This is a genomic window from Proteiniclasticum ruminis (assembly GCF_900115135.1).
In the GTDB taxonomy this organism is placed as follows: Bacteria; Bacillota; Clostridia; order Clostridiales; family Clostridiaceae; genus Proteiniclasticum; species Proteiniclasticum ruminis_A.
This window is the reverse complement of the sequence record NZ_FOVK01000001.1, coordinates 945,540-966,088: the sequence shown is the minus strand read 5'-3', so window position 1 is coordinate 966,088 and position 20,549 is coordinate 945,540. Positions and strand designations below refer to the sequence as shown.

The window sequence follows — 20,549 nt, the reverse complement described above, 5'->3', positions numbered from 1 at the left end:
TATTGTGAGAAAAAATGAAAAAAGATAAACTGACCAGAAAAGATCTCAGCTTTTTCATCATTCCTTTCTTGATTCTTACGTTAGGTGTAGGTACTTTAACGTATTATACAGCGAAGGAACGGGTTCAAGATGTATACAGCATGATGGAAAAGTCGTCACTTAATATTGCAAGCAGCTACACCGCAGCACTTCTGAATTATCAGGATGCCTACAAGATTGCGGTGAACCTTCTGGAGGACAAAATTCTTGTAGCCAGCAGAGCCGTGCTTCTTATTGACGACAATGACAGCACAACGGAATCATTAAAGAAACTGGCATCAGATCTCCAGGTGGATCAGATCAATCTCTACAACAAGGATGGGGAGATCATCGCCAGCAACATCGAAGACTACGTGGGGTGGACGACCTATGAGGGTCACCCTGCTTATTATTTCAAGAACAGCGCTTTGGAATCTTTTATGGAAGAGTCCAGATCGGATACGGTCAGTGGAGAATATTACAAATTCGGATATGTCCGTAAGGATGACAGCACCTTTGTCCAGATTGGTGTTTTGGATGAGAACCTCAATCAGTTCACCCAGCAGTTTGAACTGCAGAATCTCATCGAGGATATCCTGGCGAAGCAAGAAGTGGATCATGCACTTTTTATCAGCAACGACTATAAGATTCTTGCCTCCAGCATTTCAGATACCAGAGGAAATGAGATAAAGGATGAGACGGTACGCAGCTATATAGATGAAAGAAAGCTGGTAGTCCAGCATGGTGTTTATGAAGGAGAGGAGATCATTCATGTATCTGCTCCTGTTTTCAGTGAGAATGAATATCTAGGAACACTTCTTTTCATTTGGCCTGGAAATCTTGTGGATGAAGAGATTCGAAGTATCATCATGGAAGGGTTTATCGAGTTTCTGATTCTGATGTGTGTTGGCGGGGCAATTCTTTATTATGCCTACCGGAAAGACAAGTCCAACATTAAGATTGCTTATTACGATGAGCTGACAGGACTGCCCAATGGAACCTACTTGGAAGAATATCTGGAAGAACTGGTGGTGACACCCAGTAAAGGAAGAAGAGCAGTACTGCTTTTAAACTGCACTAATTTCAAGACACTCAATATGACCTTTGGTTATAAATATGGAGACAGGATTCTGCAGCAAATTTCTGAAAAAATGAAAACTGTGCTTCGGGAGGAGAAAATGTTCTTCCGTTTCAATGCGGACCGTTTTGTCATTGTAGTAGAGGACTTCAAATCAAGAAATGAGCTCCTTTCCTTGGCGAATAAACTTCTTGCCGTATTCAGGCAACCAGTGGATGGAGGCTCAAAAGATGAGTATCTGGATGTACAGGTGGCAGTGCTTGAACTAACTGGGATGCATATCTCTTCAGATAAAGTGCTGAAGGATGTTTCCTTAGCTTTATCACATTTGAAACACTACGATAACCGCCAGATCATTCTATACAGCGATACCATGCAGGATGACATTCTCCGGAAAGAAGCCATTGAAGAAACGTTGCGCCAGGTGATTTCAGGCATCGACACTACATCTTTTACCCTTCATTTTCAACCGCTGTGGAATGTGAAACTTCATGAAACCATGGGATTTGAAGCATTGGCAAGACTTCATGTGGAGGGGATAGGAGCAGTATCGCCTATGGAGTTTATTGATCTTGCGGAGAAAAATCTCCTGATTTATGACCTGGGAATGATTATCCTTGCGAAGGCTTGTGATTTTGTCAATCTGTTGAAAGAAGAAGGATACGATGATCAGCTCATCGCCATCAATATTTCTCTCATTCAGCTGTTGAGAGAAGACTTCACCAAAGACGTTCACAGGATGCTCCTGAAGAAAGGGGTTTCAGGCAAGAATCTGGAGTTTGAAATCACAGAGTCCATTCTCATGGACAATTTTGAACTCATCAATGAGAAGCTTTCTGAAGTAAAGCGTTTAGGTGTTTCTGTGGCCTTGGATGATTTCGGGACTGGTTTCTCCTCCTTTGCGAGGCTTCGATCCCTGCACATTGATACCGTGAAAGTAGACCGTTATTTTATCAACAGAATCACAGAATCTGCAGAAGAAGAGATCATCACAGCAGATGTGATCAGTATGGCTCATAAGATCAAACTTACAGTCATTGCAGAAGGTGTGGAGCTTCAGGAGCAGAAAGAGTATCTGGAGAAACACCACTGTGATGTGCTTCAAGGGTACTATATTTCAAGGCCTCTGACAGAAGAAGATGCCATCCGGTTTTTGCTGGAGAATTCAAGTGAAAAGGTGATATAAAGAAACAGATGCTGCAGATTTTTGTTCTGCAGCATCTGTTTTTTATAGTGGTATTATTTGTATTATAGATTATTTTACAACGATATTGACCAGTCTTCCCTTGATGACAATGACTTTTACGACGGTCTTCCCATCGGTTTCCTTCTGGATGGCAGCAGTTGCCAGAGACAGTGCTTTGATTTCTTCGTCGTTGGCATCTGATGGAATCATGATACGTTCTTTGATCTTACCGTTGATCTGGATGGCGATTTCCACTTCATCCTTCACCAGGGCTTTCTCATCGAAAGCTGGCCAGGATTCATCAAAGACAGAACCTTCGTGTCCAAACATCTCCCAGATTTCTTCAGAGAAGTGTGGAGCAAATGGCGCCAGGATTCTAATAAAGTCCAATGTGACTTTCTTTAGCACTTCATGATTATGTTTCTCCATCGGAATGTACTTGGTCAGGGCGTTGGTCAGCTCCATCATACGGGCGATGGCCGTGTTGAACTGCATCTTTTCAGAGTCTTCTGTTACTCCTTTGATGGCATTGGCGTTCCAGTAGAGAAGGTCTTTATCCTCAGACCTCAGATCCTCTGTGCTGCTGGAGCTGTGGAGAATATCTCTGATGTTGTGGAAGTTTCTTTCTACTCTATCCACAAATCTGGAAACAGAACGGATGCCTTCGTCAGACCAGGCACCTCCTTCTGCATAAGAGAATCCAAACATCAGATACATACGGAATACATCGGATCCATACTGGGTGATGTATTCATCTGGAGAGATGGTATTTCCCTTGGACTTACTCATTTTCTGCCCGTCTGGTCCTAGAATGAGTCCCTGATGGGTCAGTGATTTAAAGGGTTCGTCAAAGGACAGGTAACCCATATCTCTCAGAGCTTTTGTGATGAATCTGGCATAAAGCAGGTGCATCACTGCATGCTCGGGGCCACCGACGTACTTGTCAACAGGCAGCATGGTGTTGATTTTCTCCTTGTCAAAGGGAGCATCGGCATTCTTATTGTCTACATAGCGCAGATAGTACCAGGAGGAGCAGACAAAGGTATCCAGTGTATCCGCTTCCCGTGTAGCTGGTCCACCGCATTTTGGACAAGTGGTATGGAGGAAAGCCTCGCTTTTTGCTAGAGGGCTCTTTCCGTCTGGTGCAAACTCCACATCATAGGGAAGTTCTACTGGCAGATCTTTTTCTTCTAAGACCACTTCTCCACAGTGATCACAGTAAACCACAGGGATGGGAGCGCCCCAGTATCTTTGTCTGGATACCAGCCAGTCACGTAATCTGTAATTCACCTTCAGTTCGCCCTGACCACGGTCCTGAAGCCACTTGGTCACCTGTTCTTTGGCTTCATCACCCTGAAGTCCATTAAACTCTCCGGAGTTCACCATAGGCCCAACTTCGGTATAAGGAAGAGCATCTCCACCTTCGATGACACGCTCAATGGGAAGTTCATATTTCTTTGCGAACTCATAATCTCTCTCATCATGGGCAGGTACTGCCATAACGATTCCTGTACCGTAAGTGTTCAGTACGTAGTCGCCTACCCAGATGGGGATGACTCTTCCGTTCACTGGGTTAATGGCATAGGATCCGGTGAAGACACCGGTCTTTTCTCTTGAAAGAGACTGTCTGTCGATCTCATTTTGCATCTTAGCCTGCTCGATGTATGCTTCCACCTCAGCCTGATGTTCAGGAGTGGTCAGTTCTTTCACCATGTCATTTTCAGGTGCGAAGACCACATAGGAAACACCAAAGAGGGTGTCTACACGGGTTGTGAAGACAGAAAAATCCAGATCCTTATCCTGAACTTTAAAGCTTACTTGGGATCCATAGGAGCGGCCAATCCAGTGCTTCTGCATAGACTTTGTTTTTTCAGGCCAGTCCAGCTTGTCCAGATCTTCCAGAAGCTCATCCGCATACTTTGTGATTTTGAAGAACCACTGAGTCAGATCCTTCTTCACGACGAGGGTCTGGCATCGTTCGCAGGCACCATCCACCACCTGTTCGTTGGCGAGAACAGTATTGCAGCTGGGACACCAGTTTACGGGTGCTTTTTTTCTGTAGGCGAGACCATTTTTATAGAGCTCCGTGAACAGCCATTGGGTCCATTTATAGTAGTCTGGAGCACAGGTAACCACCTCGTGGTCCCAGTTGAACATGGCTCCCATTTCCTTCAGCTGTTTTTCCATGGTTTCGATGTTCTTCAGTGTGGAATCCATGGGATGGATGCCTGTCTTGATTGCAAAGTTTTCCGCGGGAAGACCAAAAGCATCAAATCCCATGGGCTGGAACACATTATATCCCTGCATCTTTTTCATGCGTGCCCAGGAATCTGTAGGACCATAGTTGAACCAATGTCCTGCATGAAGCTTGCTTCCTGAAGGGTAGGAAAACATCTCCAGTACGTATAGTTTTTCTTTTTCTTTGTTTTCCACAAACTTAAAGACTCCAGAGTCTTCCCATTTTTTCTGCCATTTCAGATCTGTGTGTTTGCCGTAATTTGCCATTTGTATCCTCCTCCAAAATAAAAAAACTCCGTCTCTTCCGATAAGAGACGAAGTAAACATCCGTGGTACCACTCTAATTAAGCCTAAGCTTCACTTTCAGGAACTATAACGCGTCCAACCGGGGTTCGTGCCCATGCTCCAAAGACGAGTTCACATACTGGCCATATCCCTTTTCACCAGACAGGGACTCTCTAAGATGGTTGCTATGCTACTACTTCCTTTTCATTGCATATATAACGAGATTATAAAGAATCAGCGGCGAATTGTCAACGCCAAAAGTTACGAGAGATTGTCCAGATAGGCACTGAACTCCTCTATGGTTTCAAAGACTCTCAACGGCACCTCTTCATTCTTCAGGTACAGAAGGAATGCGTCCTCATGGATTTTGGCTGCATCGACCATGCTCCGGAGATCATTTGGATGAAAAGCGCCCACCAAAGGCGGCAGAACAGGAAGATTACCCGATACATGAGCGAGTGTTTCAGAAATTTCATTCTCCAAAGATGCAGCAGCCAGGAGACATTCTTTAGGATCATTTCTTTCAGCAGCGTGTCTGATCTTGTGGTAGTGATTGACCAGTTCCTCATAGAACCCGTTAAAAACTTCTTTTGCAGGGGAACGTCTCGCCTCGGCACTGCCCAGAAAGTCTTCTATGAGATGCACTGCAGTTTCAGTGACATCAATCACATGGGTCTTCAACTCTTCCAGGGTGTCCTCTTCAAAGAGTCCATCCAAATGGGCATAGAAATCCTTTGGAACACCGGTCATAGTAATGAGGTTTTCTTTGTTTTTCAGATAGTTTCCCGAAGGAGCAGTGCCATGAAGGAGAGAAAGCACATAAAAAATGGTTTTTACCTGTTTCATGGCTATTTTCCGAAATTCTGCCAGATCTTTCATGAGAAGAAGAGAAAAGGCTGATTCCTGCAGCTTGGATTTCAGTAAAGGAAGTTTTTCCAGTAGAACTTCCTTCGACGCTGATGTCTTCGCTTTCTCCTTCAACGCCAGAAATCTTTCCAGATCTTCTTCAGTATGCCAGTATTTGATTTTTGCTTCAGCAAGGATGCTCGCTAAAGGCTCTTTCTGACTTGCAATGTTCTGAAGACGGCTGAGAGAAATGGGCCAGAGGTCATAGCCTATCCCATCAAGGATAAAGGTAAACCCCAAAGATTCTCCTCTTGGGGTTGAGGGAAGAAAGAAAAGATCAAGATCCGAATGCTCATGATGGGTTCCTCGAGCATAAGAGCCCATAATGGCCAGAAAAGCCACATCTTCAGCATAGTCTTTTTTGATCTTATGGATGATAAGATCCAGTGCTTTTTCCTGGTTCATAGGAATCCCACCTTTCAGAATGAATCTACGATTGTGTAGAGCGCTTGATCGGAATCCATCAAAGTCCTTCTGGGGAGTTTGGTGTAATTCCCCTTGCCCTTAGAATTTCATGAATGCTTAGAGCGGAGGTGTCATCCATGGTGTAGCCAAGAAGCGAAACCACTTCCTCCAGTTCTGCTTCAGAGGGGCTTTCCACCTCCAGGTAAGGAAAGGGCACATAGGTCTTCTCATTGACATCAATTTCTACCAAAGTATTTTTATACTGATAACTTTCCCTGGTTTTTTTTACGTTTTCCAGAAGCTCCAATCCCAGTGCACTGAAGATGCCAAGTCCAACCTCTTTGTTTTCGATGAGAGTTTCATGCTCGTCCATCTTCTTGTACACATCTCTTGAAATGAGTTTTTTGGTGGTCATGAAGACTTTCTCTTCGCCGGTCTCCTGATCCTTCACGAAGCGAATTCTTGCATATCCGTTATGCTTCAAAAGTCTTCGGTCTGGGAAGTCATGAATAAAGTTCTCCTGCAGCTCATTCTTCACAAGAACAGCACCTGCTTCGTTCATGATGTGGCGGATCTTCTCAATGTTGATGTCCAGTATTTTTACTTCCAGTTCCATAATCGGCTCCTTTATGAATATTTGTGAAAACATTACATATCTTAGTTCCCAATGGTTTTGTGATGCATAAGGATACATCTGAAGAAGGCTTTTTCATTTGAAAAACTGAAAAAAAGCCGTAAAATGATATCCTTTACCATAGCAAATCCAAAGTATTGAAACAGTTTCATAAACCATTGTCATAAACTTATGTAAACGGCCTTGACTGTTTACATAAGTCAGTCTAAAATGCAGTTGTAACAAGGAAAAAACCTTGTTGAAGCTATTATACATTTATTCCTTTAAGAGGTACAGTATGTACCGGGTTTTAAAAGAATCTCCCACGGGCCTTAGAGAAAATGTCATTAAGTGAGGTGTAGAATATGAACGCATATGAAGCTACAAAAAGGATTTATGCCATCAGTGATGAGCTGAGCATTCTGTCCAAAGAACTTGGTGCTGCAGTTAAGGAAACCAACAGGAATCTGATTGAACAAAAAATCAATATTCTAGAAAATGAGTTTTTTAATATAAAGCACAAGCTCGAAAAGATCCAGCTGACTGCAGGAAGTTTATAGAACTTCAAAAGAGGGAACAAAAGATTGAATCCTCAAACAAAAGATGAGCCATAAACATATGGTGAAGTACAAAAGCCCACAGAATCTGTGGAAACAGACAAAAGATAAAGCCTTCTTTCTAAGTTAGAAGGAGAAGAAACTGAAGATGTCCCTGTACGAACGGTTGTAAGGTACCTGGGAAAAGAAAAATGGAGCTGCAGTTCATCGAGAGATTGGTGAACTGCAGCTCTATTTTCTTCGTCTTCAATAAATGAAGGCATGTTTTCTTTTATTGAATATGGAAAAAGAGCTGAAGCCACTAAAAAAACAGGACTCCTTTTTGGGGAGTCCTGTCTCTCATACTGAAACGGGTTGGTGATTAGTTCATGGAGTTTGCTGAACCAAGAACTTCATCGATTTTCTTTTCAACAAGAGCTTGAATCTCTTTTCTTGCAGCACCAAGATATCCTCTTGGGTCAAAACCATCTGGCTTATCAGCAAACGCCTTACGGATGGACGCGGTCATGGCAAGACGAATGTCGGTGTCCATGTTGATCTTGCAAACTGCCATAGCAGATGCCTTTCTCAGCATATCTACTGGAATACCCTGTGCGCCCTTGATGTTTCCACCGAACTCATTGCACATAGCAACGTGTTCCTGGCTGACAGCAGATGCACCGTGAAGAACAATTGGGAATCCAGGAAGTCTCTTCTGGATTTCTTCCAGAATATGGAACTTCAGATCAGGCTTTCCAGCAAACTTGAATGCACCATGGGAAGTACCGATGGCGATGGCCAGGGAATCCACACCTGTTCTTTCCACAAATTCAACAGCCTGGTCAGGATCGGTATACACGTGCTCTTCTGCATGTACATCATCTTCCACACCAGCAAGGATACCGAGTTCAGCTTCAACAACAACACCCTTGGAGTGTGCATACTCTACAACTTCCTTCGTGATTCTTACGTTCTCTTCGAAATCCAGATGGGATCCGTCGATCATCACAGAAGTGAATCCAGCATCGATGGCTTCCTTTACTGTGGCAAGATCTGGGCCGTGGTCCAGATGAAGTGCGATATCAAGACCGGTTTCAGCTACAGCAGCATCTACCATGGCTTTCAGATATCTTGGTCCGGCATATTTCATTGCACCCTTGGAAACCTGAAGAATTACTGCAGAGTTCTTCACTTTGCAGGCATCAACGATTCCCTGAATGATCTCCATATTGTTGATGTTGAATGCGCCAATCGCATATTTGCCCTCATAGGCTTTTTTGAACATTTCTGTTGTTGTGACTAATGCCATTAATACAACCACCTTTCAGTTTATCTTTTGGATACTGTGTTTAGGGATTCTTTCATCTCATTGAGGTAAAATCATTCTAAACTCTCCTTCTATTATATAGCATTTTTACGCATGAAACCATATCATAAAACAGATTCAAGGAATGGTTACAATTGATTTTCAAGTGAAATGGTTTACGGTGCTGTATCTGAAAAGGAAGAATATGATGCCATTTTTGGTGTTTTCCCCTATAATGAAGAGGATAGAGCATGAATGTGCCAAAGGACCTCATGAAGCAAAAAGGAGAAGCTTATGGAAAAAAGTAAAGGCTATACCTATGATGAACTGAAAAGTTTGAGAAAGGGCACCCAGCAGCCAATTCTTGCAAGGACCAATGGAGAGTATTTTGAGCTGACAGAGGAACTGAAAGGGAAAAACAATCTGTACCCCGTGTTCCGTGAAGATTATGTCGGCCATAAAACCTATGAAAGAACCCTTTCATTCATTCTGGTCACTGCTTTCTACAGGCTCTGGCCTAATAAAGAACTCATCATTGACCATTCCATCAGCAGAGGACTTTATTGCTGGGTACGGGATGAGATTTTAACAGAAGAAATGCTGCACCGTCTGGATAAAGAAATGAGAACCATCGTTGAAGAGAATCACCCTATAAAAAAAGAGTGTTTTCTGCTGGAAGATGCACTGAAATTCTTTGAAGAGAATGGAGAAATGGATAAATTTATGCTGCTTGCCCACGCGAAGTTCCATGAGGTGAAGATGTATCATCTTTTGGACCGCTATGCCTATTTCTATGGAAAGATGGCGCCATCTACTGGATATACTCCATTGTTCTCATTGGTTTGCTATAAAGACGGTTTTGTCATGAGCTATCCTACGGTGAGGGAGCCAGAACTGGTCCGTCCTTTTACGCCACAAGATAAGCTCTTTGAAATCTTTAAGGAAACTGCCAAATGGGACAGGCTCCTTGGCATCCATTATGTGGGGAATCTGAATGAAAAGATCCGGAACGGAGAAGCTAGAACTCTAGTGAATATCACAGAAGCTCTCCATGAAAAGAAAATTGCCTATATCGCGGATGACATCAAGGAAAGAAGCGGAGTGAAGATCGTGCTCATTGCAGGGCCAAGCTCTTCGGGTAAAACTTCTTTTGCGAACCGGCTGGCCATTCAGCTTCGGGTAAATGGCCTTATGCCCATTCCTGTCAGCATGGATGATTATTTTGTGCCCCGTCGTCTTACGCCAAAGAAGGCAGACGGATCCTACGACTTTGAATCTTTAGAAGCCATAGAACTGGATCTTTTTGAATCGGATATGAAAAAAATACTCCAAGGGAAGGAAGTGCTTCTGCCGAAGTTTGACTTTAAAACAGGCACCAGAGGGCTTTCAACCACTAAGGTGAAACTTCCGGAGAATGGGGTACTCCTCATTGAGGGAATCCATGGACTGAATCCAAGACTTCTTGCAGGGATAGATAATGCATTGAAATTTAAAGTCTACATCAGCGCTTTGACGGTTCTTAACTTAGACAACCACAGCCGGATTGCAACAACAGATGTGAGAAAGCTGAGACGTATGGCAAGAGATTTCCTTTCCAGAGGATATAGTCCTGAGGAAACACTACTCATATTCCCTTCGGTTTCTGCGGGGGAAAAAGAGAACATCTTCCCTTATCAGGAGGAAGCGGATGCCATGTTCAACTCCACACTCTTTTATGAACTTTCAGTGCTGAAAAAGCATACTCTGAAAGAGCTGGAGAAGATTCCGAAAGAGAGCAGCACGTATGAGGAGGCCAAGCGGCTTATTACCATCTTGAGGCTTTTTGAGGACATCGACGACCAGATGGTGCCTACCAATTCTTTGCTGAGAGAGTTCATTGGTGGAAGCCAGTTTTACGATTATTAACAGAAGACAAAATATAAAAGGCAGGTGAAATCTGTTTGCTGAATCATTATGGCAGACAGTGAAGATATGAAGAAAAAATATGGTGTTTTTGATATCATAGGACCCATTATGATCGGACCCTCCAGTTCGCACACAGCAGGAGCAGCAAAACTAGCGAAGATCGCCCGGGGGATTGCAGGAGAAGAACCTGTGGAAGTGCATTTTTTCCTTCATGGCTCCTTCTCCAAAACCTATAAAGGACATGGCACAGACAGAGCCCTTGTTGCAGGAGTGCTGGGTATGGACCCTGCGGATGACAATCTCAGAGATTCTCTGAAGCTGGCCAAAGCAAAGGGTATGGAAATCTCCTTTAACGAAAAAGATCTGGGGGATGTACACCCGAACTCTGTACGTGTGGATATGGTGCAGAAAAATGGGAAAACAGTGTCTGTGACAGGATCCTCCATTGGGGGCGGTGCTGTGGAGATTACAAATATTGATGGAGAAGAGATTCAGTTTTCCGGAAACTATCCAACACTTCTCATCACGCAGAAAGATGTGCCTGGTGTCGTGGCCAATGTTTCGAAGCTTCTTTATGACTGCGGCGTGAATATTGCATATATGTCTTTGTTCAGAGATCAGAAAGGGCGGGAAGCCATGATGATTTTTGAGCTGGACCAGAACATCGATCCTTCGGTTCTTGAGAAGCTCACTGAGGTGGAATCAGTGGAACATGTGCGTTTTGTTCCGCTGACGAGCAATGTGATCAATTACCCTGTAGTCTAAAGAGGAGAGAAGCAAGAGTTATGAATATAAAGAACGGAAAAGAACTGCTGAAAAGATGCAGCGAGGAGAATCTCACCATTGGAGAGTTCACCCTGAAGCAGGAAATGGAGGAAAGCGGCTTAAGCTATGAAGAAGTTTATGGCCGTATGGTGGAAAACCTCCGTGTCATGGAGTTCTCCACCACAAAAGGAGTAGGAGAGAAAGTAATTTCTGTCTCTGGACTCATTGGCGGAGATGCGTACCGCATGGGGAAGTATCTGGACAAAGGTCAGAGCGTTTCGGGAAGAGTCATGGTGAAAGCCATGAGTTACGCCCTTTCGTGTTCTGAAGTGAATGCATCCATGGGTAAGATCGTCGCATGTCCTACAGCAGGTGCCTGCGGGATTTTGCCTGCAGTCATCATGACCATGAAAGAAGAACATGAGATCGAAGAAAAGGACCTGATCATGGGGCTCTTCGCCTCCGCAGGAGTGGGAGCCATCATTGCCCAGAATGCCACCATCTCAGGAGCTGAAGGCGGATGTCAGGCGGAGTGCGGCTCTGCGGCAGCCATGGCTGCTGCTGCGGTGGTGGAAATGATGGGGGGAACACCTGAAATGTGCCTCAATGCCGGTGCCATAGTATTCAAAAACACCTTAGGCCTGGTTTGTGATCCCATTGCGGGCCTCGTTGAAGTGCCCTGTGCCAAAAGAAACGCTGCAGGAGCTGTTAGTGCAATTACAGCAGCGGATATGACCCTTGCTGGAGTAGTCTCCAGAATTCCATTTGATGACACCGTAGCGGCCATGTACTCCATTGGGAAAGTCATGCCGGAGGCTTTAAGAGAAACTGGAATCGGTGGCCTCGCGGGAACAAAGACTGGAAAGAAACTGAAGAAAGAGATCTTTGGCTCCAAAAATGGAAAATCGAAGAACAAGATGAATGATGATACTTTTGATGGGGAAAAGGAAGAGAAAGAAGAAGAATAAGGCAGTTGTCCCATAGCGTATGTTTGACACGACACAAAGAGTGCCTTCTTATGCCCCAAAGGAATAGCTGGTTCATCAGGTTCTCTGCTCCATAAGAGGCGGATCCTGATGAAAAGAATCCACATGTTGGAAATGAATAGAAATAAACAAAAGGTTCAGCAAAACTGCTGAACCTTTTGTGTGAGATTAAATAAAGAGCGTTGCGTTGGATTCGTCGGATTCAGCAAGCATATAACCTACACCACCGAATTTCACGCCATCCAGAAGTTCCTCTTCCTTGATGCCGAGAAGGTCCATGCTCATCTGGCAGGCGACAATCTCCACACCACTGTCCATGGCAGCTTTGATCAGCTCTTCCAGGGACTGCACATTTTTCTTTTCCATGATGGAACGGATCATTTTAGGTCCGATTCCACCCATGTTCATTTTGGAAAGTCCCAGCTTTTTGGATCCTTTGGGCATCATAAAGCCGAACATCTTTTCAATGAAATTCTTTTCTACTGGGGCATGGGCAGACTTTCTAAGAATGTTGATCCCCCAGAAAGTGAAGAACAGGGTGACTTTCTTGTTCATGGCTGCTGCGCCATTGGCGATGATGAAAGAAGCGATGGCTTTGTCCAGGTCTCCGGAGAAAACCACCATGGTCATATTCTCGGCACTGCCGGTTTTATTGCTGCTGCAGGACACGGTCAGGTTATCTTCCTTTGCAGAAATACCTTTCCGGATGGAAGCTTTGATGAGTCCTTTGTCTTTCTTTACATCAAGAAGCTCATTGCCGGTTCTTCTGGTCCAGGCTTTGATGTCTTCGTAGAAGCCCATATCAGAGGCAGTGATGTTGATGGTGTCTCCAGGATTCACCTGGTCCACGGTGCTTTTCACTCGCATGAGCGGTCCTGGACAGCAGAGTCCTGTGGCATCCAGTTCTACTGTTTCAGAAGCTGCAAAAGAGACTGCTGGCTCCTCAGAAAGCATATGCTCTGTATTTTTTTCTACGGGCTGCATGGCTTTATAAAGCTTGAACCCTCCGGTGATGTTCTTCACCTTATATCCGTTCTGCTGAAGAATTCTTGCACCGATATATCCTCTTAGACCCACCTGGCAGTAGAGATAAAGAGTCTTGTCCTTTGGCAGTTCGCCCATACGTTGTCTTAAACTGTTGAGGGGGATATGGATCCGCCCTTCCAGAGAACCATTCTCTACTTCCACCTGATCTCGGACATCCACAAGCAGCATGGTGTTTGGATCAAAGTTCTTCTCGTAGTCTTCCAGAGTCACGTTGTCCACCAGACCATCCAAGGTGTTCTCCGCTACAAATCCAGCCATATTTACAGGGGATTTTCCGCTGGAGTAGGGTGGAGCATAGGCAAGCTCCAGTTCTTTCAGGTCATCCACGGTACCACCAAACTTAATTACAGTGGCAATGACATCGATGAATTTATCGACACCTTCATACCCTAAAGCTTGAGCACCGAGCACTTTTCTGTTCTCATCAAAAACGAGCTTGATGGTCAGCTGCGTCGCACCTGGATAATAACCCGCATGATTGTTTGGATGGATGAAGATGGACTTAGGCTGAAGGCCCTTCATCTTCGCCACACGTTCGTTCATCCCTGTGGAAGAAGCGGTGAGATCAAAAATCTTAAGAATAGACGTTCCGATGGCACCTTTATAAACAACGTTGCGTCCTGCGATGTTGTCGGCGATGATCCTTCCCTGACGGTTGGCAGGTCCAGCCAAAGGAATAGCGGTCTTCCCACCCATCATATAATCTGTGATTTCTACAGCATCTCCAGCAGCGAAGATATACGGATAGTTGGTGCGAAGATACTCGTCTGTCAGGATATGCCCTCTTGCACCTAAAGAAATGCCTGAGTCTTTGAGAAATGCCGTGTCTGGGGTAACACCGATGGCTGACACCACAAAATCGCCTTTCAACAGTTTACCGGAGGAAAGTTCTACCTGAATGCGTCCGTCGATTTCTTCAAAAGCGCAGACCGCATCATTGATGTGGAGGGAAATGCCATGTTCTTCCAGCTCGTGCTCTGCTTGGATGGACATTTCAGAGTCAAAGGGAGCAAGGATATGAGGAGCTGCTTCCACTAAACTAACTTTCATGCCACGCTCGTGAAGATTCTCCGCGGTTTCAATACCGATGAACCCTCCACCAATGACAATGGCTTCTCCTTTGAGATTCTTTTCCGCCTTTTCTTTGATCTTGTCCATATCGCTGATATCTCTCAGGGAGAAGATCAGAGAAGAGTCGATTCCATGAATCGGTGGTTTCACTGGTTTTGCTCCCGGAGCAATCACCAGATAGTCGAAGGATTCATCGTAGAATCCCTTGTCTTTGCTGTGGACTTTGACGAGTTTTCTCTCAGCGTCCACTTTCACCACCTCGGAAAAAACTCTGACATCCAGGTTGAAACGGTCCTTCATGGCCTGAGGTGTCTGGAGTATCAGCTGGTCTCTTTCTTTGATGACTTCTCCGATGTGATAGGGAAGTCCACAGTTTGCAAAGGAAATATAAGGTCCTTTTTCGAAGACTACAATTTCCATGGATTCATCCAGTCTTCGAAGTCTTGCGGCAGCGGATGCTCCGGCGGCGACTCCACCAATGATCAGTGTTTTACTCATTTATTTATCCTCCTGAAGTTCAATACTTTCAATAATCTGTCGTGCTTTGTCATGGACCAGCTTATAGGTGATTTCCAGCCCTTTCCGTTCTCCTTCTATGATCCCGGCGCTTTTCAGCTTCTGAATGTGCTGAGAAATGGTGGACTGAGGAAGATCCAGGCAGTCTGTCATATGGCTCACATTGCATCCTCCAGTGGCCAGGATTCCTTTCAGTATACAAAGACGCACCGGGTGACCCAATGTCTTTAAGAGTTCAGCTGCGTTTGTGAATTTATTTATATTGTTCTCCATCTCAATCCCCTCTCTCAATCGTTACATCGATATATTACGTTATTACGATATAATTGTCAAGAAATTATCAATTGATATTTTATGTCAATGAACAGTCGAATGAGAGAATGAGGGTATAAAGAACAAAAACCTGCCAGTTTGAAAACTGACAGGCTTTTTTACTAACGTTTTTGAAGTTTTATGGTGCTAACCATAAGATAGGCTAAGGAGAACATCAGGAAGATGACCAGGAATCTTAAATTGAGACTGTTTCTAAGAAGCAGAAGAAACAGTGTCAGCACACATCCCGCAATGGTGATGGGCAGCCCCATGAACACTCCGTCAAAGTGCTGAGAATTGTACCTTGCCAGGCGGTAAGAACCTGCCACTGGAAAAATAAGCACTGGAAGGATGCCAAGAAGAGTGAGATCTTCCAGACCAAACATAAAGTAGGTCTGAATGGCAGGAGCAACGCCAAAGGAAACGAGATCTGAAAGAGAATCCAGCTCTTTTCCCAAGGGACTTTCCGCATGGAGCAGCCTGGCGATTCTTCCGTCATAACGGTCAACGAGTCCAGCACCTAGAATAAAGAGTCCAGAGTTCAGATAATCTCCTTTCACCGTAGCAATGATGGAGAGAATTCCCAGGGAGAGGTTAAGGAATGTTAAGATATTTGGGATAAATCCTCTTTGCATAGATAAGTACGGATAATGCCGAAATTATCCTTCTCCTTTCGTTAAAAATTTCATGAATACATTTATTATAAACGATGTGGAGAGATTCACAAAATCTTTTTTCAGAAGATGGAGCAATTCATAGAAAGGAGAAGCAAGGAAGGAGAAAAAGAGATCATATCTGTGTATGAAAAGGAAGAATGGCAAGAAAGACGAGTTTCTGGTACGGTATAGAATAGCCCCACAGAGTTCTAGTATGAAAATCTAGAATAAAGAGATACAATCAACGGCAGTTCATACTCACATAAGATTCAAATCTGCGATATAATGAATCTAAGAAGAATGATTTCGGAGGAATCCCATGAAAAAAGTGAAATTTATCTACAATCCTTATGCAGGAGACAACTATATCATGGATAAACTGGACGAGGTAATCGATGTGCACCAGAAACATGGATACCGTGTGGTTCCTGAAAGACTGGATGAGGAACATAACATGGCCGTTGCCATGGAGGACATCCATGAGGGCTACAGTCAGATTCTCATTGCCGGTGGTGACGGTACAGTGGATATTCTCATCAACCATATGATGGAAAGAAATATCAGGCTGCCCATCGGGATCCTGCCCATGGGAACTGCCAATGATTATGCCAAGTATATAGGAATACCAAAGGATATTTCGAAAGCCTTGGAGAAAATGTTCAGGCTGCCACCCATGAAGATGGATGTAGGCAAAATCAACGAGAAATATTTTATCAATGTAGCCAGTACCGGACTGTTAACTGATGTGTCCCAGAAAACACACAGTGAATTAAAAAATGCCATCGGTAAGCTGGCCTATTACATAAAAGGTCTGGAACAGATTCCCACATTCAGAAAAATTCCTGTGAAGTTCACATCGGAAGAAAAGACCTATGATGGAGATATGTATGCGCTTCTTGTGTTCAATGGACGAACCGCCGGGAATCTGGATTTTGCCTACAAATCAAAAGCCAATGATGGACTATTGGATGTGATCCTGATCAAAGCCAGTTTTAAGGAAATTGTTCCTCTTCTGGCAAAAATGCTACGGGGAGATCATCTGGAAGATCCGGTGGGACTTCTCTATTTCCAGACGAAGGAACTGTTTATTGAAACAACGGATGAACTCATTGTCAGCGACATCGATGGAGAGCGTGGTCCGGACTTTCCGCTTCATATTCAATGCATCGCAGGAGGAATTGAAGTTCTTGGCGTGGACCCTAATCATATATAAGGAACAAGACGGGATAAGAGGGGCTTAATAGCGCCTCTTGTTTTTCCGATACAGATGTTTTCTTCTCCTGTACATATTTTATTGACAAAAGATTGTGCTTGATGTAATATTTACAACAGAATTCCTAGTAATCCACTAGGATATAAAAGTGAGGTTGAAAATACATGATTTATCAAAATGCGATTGAACTTGTTGGCGGAACACCGCTGCTGAAAGTAAATGGATTTGATGCGGAAAACCGTGCAGAAGTATATGTGAAACTGGAAAAAATGAATCCCGCCGGAAGTACAAAAGATAGAGCTGCTCTTGGTATGCTGGAGCAAGCTGAAAAGAAAGGTCTTCTGAAAGAAGGTTCTGTAATTATTGAGCCAACCAGCGGAAATACAGGGATTGCTCTTGCCATGCTTGGAAAGGCGAAGGGATACAGAGTGATCATTGTGATGCCGGAGTCCATGAGCCAGGAAAGACGAGCCCTTATTAAGGCATATGGCGCGGAACTTGTGCTGACTGAAGCAGCCACAGGAATGAAAGGTGCCATCAAGAAAGCTGGAGAGATCAAAGAAGAAATTGGTTCTCTTGGGTTCATACCACAACAGTTTATGAATGAGGCAAATCCTAATAAGCATTATCAGACCACTGCAAAAGAGATTTTTGAAGATCTTCCAGATGTGGATGCTTTTGTTGTAGGGGTGGGCACAGGTGGAACCATCAGCGGATTTGGACAGTATGCAAAAGAGCATGGCAAGAATGTAAAGATTGTGGCAGTGGAGCCAGCCACCTCTGCAGTCCTATCCGGAGAAAATCCTGGTCCTCATAAGATCCAGGGAATTGGTGCTGGGTTTGTTCCGGACAATTACCATGGAGAATTTGTTCATGAAATCCTGAAAGTGTCCACGGAAGACGCCTTCAGTACAGCTAAAACCTTTGGGCAGGTAGAAGGCGTTCTCATCGGAATCTCATCGGGGGCAAACCTTTATGGCGCACTTGAAGTTGCACGTAAACTCGGTAAAGGCAAAAAGGTTGTTACAGTGGCTCCAGATGGCGGAGAAAAGTATATTTCCATGGGACTATTTGATTAATCAGTCAGAGTAGAGGTGTAAAATGTTTAGAGGGCTGCATGAAGATATAAAAAATGTGTTAAAAAATGATAAAGCGGCAAAATCTTATCTGGAGGTGCTCTTGCTGTACCCGACGATACACGCCCTCTTTGCTTACCGGATGGCTCATTTCTTATATAGAAAAAAACTGTTTTTTCTGGCAAGACTGATCAGTCAGACTGCGCGATTCACCACCGGGATTGAAATCCATCCTGGAGCGAAAATCGGCAGAAGGCTTTTCATAGACCACGGTATGGGAGTTGTCATCGGTGAGACCACCACCATAGGAGATGACTGTATCATTTATCATGGGGTGACCCTTGGTGCAACGGATTGTGATGCACCTAAAAGGCATCCTGATATCGGTGACCGAGTGCTGATTGGAGCTGGAGCAAAAATACTCGGACCCATCACCATCGGCAGTGGTGCTAAGGTAGGGGCCAATTCTGTGGTGCTGAAAAGTGTGCCAGCAGGAGCAACCGCTGTGGGCATTCCTGCCAGAATACTGGTGCAGAAGAATGAGGAATCTGAAGTACGGTTTCTCCATTATAACTATATATAATTGAGGGAAGCTTTTCTGGTGACAGAGAAGCTTCTTTTTTCGGTTTTTTTCTGAAGATACTTCGACTATAATAAGAGTAATGAAGGATGAGGAGGGAATGGCATGTCAGCAGAAGGAATACAGAGTAAGGTCATTGAAAAGCTTGAAGACCTGGGGCTAAGGCATTATGGGTTTATGAAAGCCCAGGCGCTTTCCCGTGACAGCCTGGCTTATTTCAGAGAAAGAGACGAAAGGAATTTCACAACGTCCTTTGAAGAAAATGATCTGATGAGAAAAGTGAACCTCCAGTCGGAAATGGAAAATGCACAAACCATCATATCTGTAGCATTTCCATATTTTTATGATGCTTATATCCATAAAGAAGGGTATTTTTCTCTTTACACCTTAGGTCAGGATTATCATATTGTTGTGAAAGACTATTTGGAGAAATTGGCAGAAGTGATCCGAAGCCATGGATATGAAGCGAAAGTCTTTGCGGACAACAATTCTCTGCCGGAGAGATATATCGCCTATGCTTCTTATGTGGGTGAGATTGGAAAGAATCATATGCTCATCACAAAAGAGTACGGAAGCTATGTTTTCTTGGGAGAGATACTTACAAATCTCGTCCTGGAGACCCGGGAACGGGATTATCAGGAGATTCCTCTACATGCCATCTGCGGAGACTGCACCAACTGCATCAAAGCATGTCCGACTCAAATTTTAGGAAGTGAGTTTTATGACACCAAAAGATGCATGTCATACATTACACAGAGCAAGGAAGTGCCTGATGAGGACCTTCTCCTCTTTAAAGGGAGGCTGTTTGGCTGTGATACCTGTCAAAGATCCTGTCCTCTCAACAGAAAGGTAAATACCAGCTCTATTGAGGCTTTCAGACCTCGAGAGTATATGAAGTATCCCAATCTCTTGGAACTCTTAGAACTCACCAATCAGGAGTTTCTGAAGTACAAAGAGACATCCTCTGGATGGCGGGGGAAAAAGCTTCTGCAGAGAAATGCCATGGTGGAGCTCGTGAGAAAGGGCAATACACTGGATGTGGAAAAGCTCCCTACAGAGTATCTCCGGGAGTACTACCATAGACTGGAGAAGATTTTCAACCTATAATTAGAATCAGTAAAGTAAAAGGGGTAATAATTTTGAGAAAAATGATATTGAAAGCTTTGGCTTCATCACCAGAAAGTGTCCAGAGATTTGTGGCAAAAAGAGGATTAAAGTATATCTTCACAAAGATTGCTACGGTGAAGCTTCATAATAGAGAGAATCTGCCCGGGAAAGACGAGCCGATTCTGTTTGTATGCAATCATCTGAGCAATATAGACGGCCCGGCCATACAGTCAGTGCTGCCGGAATATGATCTCACCTTCGTGGCAGGACAGAAGTTATCCAGCGACCTGTTTACAGGACTCTTCAAGAAGGTGTTCAAGAGCATCAACATCAAGCCCAACTCCCCGGATAAGGCGGCAATGAAAGAGATCATCAATCTTTTGCGTAGTGGGCAGAATGTGATGATTTTCCCGGAAGGCACCAGGTCCAGAGTCGGTTCTATGATTGAAGGGAAGAAAGGAGTACTTCTCATTGCCAGAATGACCGGTGCGAAGATCGTGCCTCTTGGAATGACAGGATCAGAAAAGGTTCTGCCCATCAATCAGGATGGGAATATGACTGGAGAAAAACTCCATAAGGGAATCATAGATTTAAGAGTCGGAAAGAGTTTTAAAGTCCCAGAAAAAACTCCAGAGCAGTCCAAGGAAGAGTATGATCTCTTTGCCCTGAACTATATCATGACCCGTATCGCAGAGCTTCTTCCCACAGAATATCAAGGAGTGTATCGCGCATAGAAAGGATATA

Annotated in this window: 17 protein-coding genes and 1 other annotated feature; of the genes, 10 read left to right on the top strand and 7 right to left on the bottom strand. The window is 44.1% G+C overall.

Features of this window, described 5'->3' with window-relative positions; translation table 11 throughout:
* Window positions 1-14 precede the first annotated feature (14 nt).
* Window positions 15-2,282, top strand: coding sequence for a putative bifunctional diguanylate cyclase/phosphodiesterase (locus BM243_RS04470; protein WP_074910832.1), 2,268 nt, complete (start codon window positions 15-17; stop codon window positions 2,280-2,282).
* 69 nt (window positions 2,283-2,351) lie between these two features.
* Here the strand turns inward: BM243_RS04470 and leuS are convergent, their stop codons facing one another.
* From leuS to BM243_RS04455, 3 genes are all read right to left on the bottom strand, one after another.
* The gene (gene leuS, locus BM243_RS04465; RefSeq protein ID WP_074910831.1) at window positions 2,352-4,787 is read right to left on the bottom strand and encodes a leucine--tRNA ligase; all 2,436 of its coding nucleotides are present in this window, start codon (window positions 4,785-4,787) and stop codon (window positions 2,352-2,354) included.
* A gap of 40 nt (window positions 4,788-4,827) precedes the next feature.
* Window positions 4,828-5,022 (bottom strand) — a binding site (T-box leader).
* A 44-nt stretch (window positions 5,023-5,066) separates the two neighbouring features.
* Window positions 5,067-6,116 (bottom strand): nucleotidyltransferase domain-containing protein, encoded by a 1,050-nt coding sequence (locus tag BM243_RS04460; protein ID WP_074910829.1) that lies wholly within the window; start codon window positions 6,114-6,116, stop codon window positions 5,067-5,069.
* Window positions 6,117-6,174: 58 nt separating this feature from the next.
* Window positions 6,175-6,735 (bottom strand): class IV adenylate cyclase, encoded by a 561-nt coding sequence (locus tag BM243_RS04455; protein WP_074910942.1) that lies wholly within the window; start codon window positions 6,733-6,735, stop codon window positions 6,175-6,177.
* Window positions 6,736-7,094: 359 nt separating this feature from the next.
* On the opposite strand from BM243_RS04455, the gene BM243_RS04450 reads away from it, so the two are divergent.
* On the top strand, window positions 7,095-7,289 hold the full coding sequence (locus BM243_RS04450; RefSeq protein WP_031573638.1) for a hypothetical protein: 195 nt from the start codon (window positions 7,095-7,097) through the stop codon (window positions 7,287-7,289).
* 358 nt (window positions 7,290-7,647) lie between these two features.
* Here the strand turns inward: BM243_RS04450 and fba are convergent, their stop codons facing one another.
* On the bottom strand, window positions 7,648-8,574 hold the full coding sequence (fba, locus tag BM243_RS04445) for a class II fructose-1,6-bisphosphate aldolase (protein ID WP_074910828.1): 927 nt from the start codon (window positions 8,572-8,574) through the stop codon (window positions 7,648-7,650).
* 291 nt (window positions 8,575-8,865) lie between these two features.
* Here fba and BM243_RS04440 point away from each other — a divergent pair, with 291 nt between their 5' ends.
* From BM243_RS04440 to sdaAA, 3 genes are read left to right on the top strand one after another with little or no spacing between them, the layout of a single operon-like run.
* Window positions 8,866-10,476 (top strand): nucleoside kinase, encoded by a 1,611-nt coding sequence (locus BM243_RS04440; RefSeq protein WP_074910826.1) that lies wholly within the window; start codon window positions 8,866-8,868, stop codon window positions 10,474-10,476.
* 48 nt (window positions 10,477-10,524) lie between these two features.
* Window positions 10,525-11,241, top strand: a complete 717-nt coding sequence (gene sdaAB, locus BM243_RS04435; protein WP_242943499.1) for an L-serine ammonia-lyase, iron-sulfur-dependent subunit beta — start codon at window positions 10,525-10,527, stop codon at window positions 11,239-11,241.
* A 20-nt stretch (window positions 11,242-11,261) separates the two neighbouring features.
* The gene (gene sdaAA, locus BM243_RS04430; protein WP_074910825.1) at window positions 11,262-12,209 is read left to right on the top strand and encodes an L-serine ammonia-lyase, iron-sulfur-dependent, subunit alpha; all 948 of its coding nucleotides are present in this window, start codon (window positions 11,262-11,264) and stop codon (window positions 12,207-12,209) included.
* Window positions 12,210-12,395: 186 nt separating this feature from the next.
* Here sdaAA and BM243_RS04425 read toward each other — a convergent pair whose 3' ends face one another.
* The 3 genes from BM243_RS04425 to pssA all read right to left on the bottom strand — a co-directional run bounded on the left by BM243_RS04425 (window position 12,396) and on the right by pssA (window position 15,808).
* A complete protein-coding gene (locus BM243_RS04425) occupies window positions 12,396-14,843 on the bottom strand; it encodes a DsrE/DsrF/DrsH-like family protein (RefSeq protein ID WP_074910823.1) in 2,448 nt (815 codons plus the stop codon).
* Entirely contained in the window at window positions 14,844-15,134 is a 291-nt protein-coding gene (locus tag BM243_RS04420) for an ArsR/SmtB family transcription factor (protein ID WP_074910822.1), read from the bottom strand.
* A 161-nt stretch (window positions 15,135-15,295) separates the two neighbouring features.
* Window positions 15,296-15,808, bottom strand: a complete 513-nt coding sequence (gene pssA / locus BM243_RS04415; protein WP_074910820.1) for a CDP-diacylglycerol--serine O-phosphatidyltransferase — start codon at window positions 15,806-15,808, stop codon at window positions 15,296-15,298.
* Window positions 15,809-16,148: 340 nt separating this feature from the next.
* Between pssA and BM243_RS04410 the strand changes: the two genes are divergently transcribed.
* From BM243_RS04410 to BM243_RS04390, 5 genes are all read left to right on the top strand, one after another.
* Window positions 16,149-17,042: a YegS/Rv2252/BmrU family lipid kinase gene (locus tag BM243_RS04410; RefSeq protein WP_074910819.1), complete on the top strand. Its 894-nt coding sequence runs from the start codon at window positions 16,149-16,151 to the stop codon at window positions 17,040-17,042.
* A 164-nt stretch (window positions 17,043-17,206) separates the two neighbouring features.
* Window positions 17,207-18,121, top strand: a complete 915-nt coding sequence (cysK, locus tag BM243_RS04405) for a cysteine synthase A (RefSeq protein ID WP_074910817.1) — start codon at window positions 17,207-17,209, stop codon at window positions 18,119-18,121.
* A gap of 22 nt (window positions 18,122-18,143) precedes the next feature.
* Window positions 18,144-18,701: a serine O-acetyltransferase EpsC gene (gene epsC / locus BM243_RS04400; RefSeq protein ID WP_074910815.1), complete on the top strand. Its 558-nt coding sequence runs from the start codon at window positions 18,144-18,146 to the stop codon at window positions 18,699-18,701.
* A gap of 102 nt (window positions 18,702-18,803) precedes the next feature.
* The gene (queG, locus tag BM243_RS04395; RefSeq protein WP_074910814.1) at window positions 18,804-19,805 is read left to right on the top strand and encodes a tRNA epoxyqueuosine(34) reductase QueG; all 1,002 of its coding nucleotides are present in this window, start codon (window positions 18,804-18,806) and stop codon (window positions 19,803-19,805) included.
* A gap of 41 nt (window positions 19,806-19,846) precedes the next feature.
* On the top strand, window positions 19,847-20,539 hold the full coding sequence (locus tag BM243_RS04390) for a lysophospholipid acyltransferase family protein (protein WP_242943509.1): 693 nt from the start codon (window positions 19,847-19,849) through the stop codon (window positions 20,537-20,539).
* Window positions 20,540-20,549: the final 10 nt, after the last annotated feature.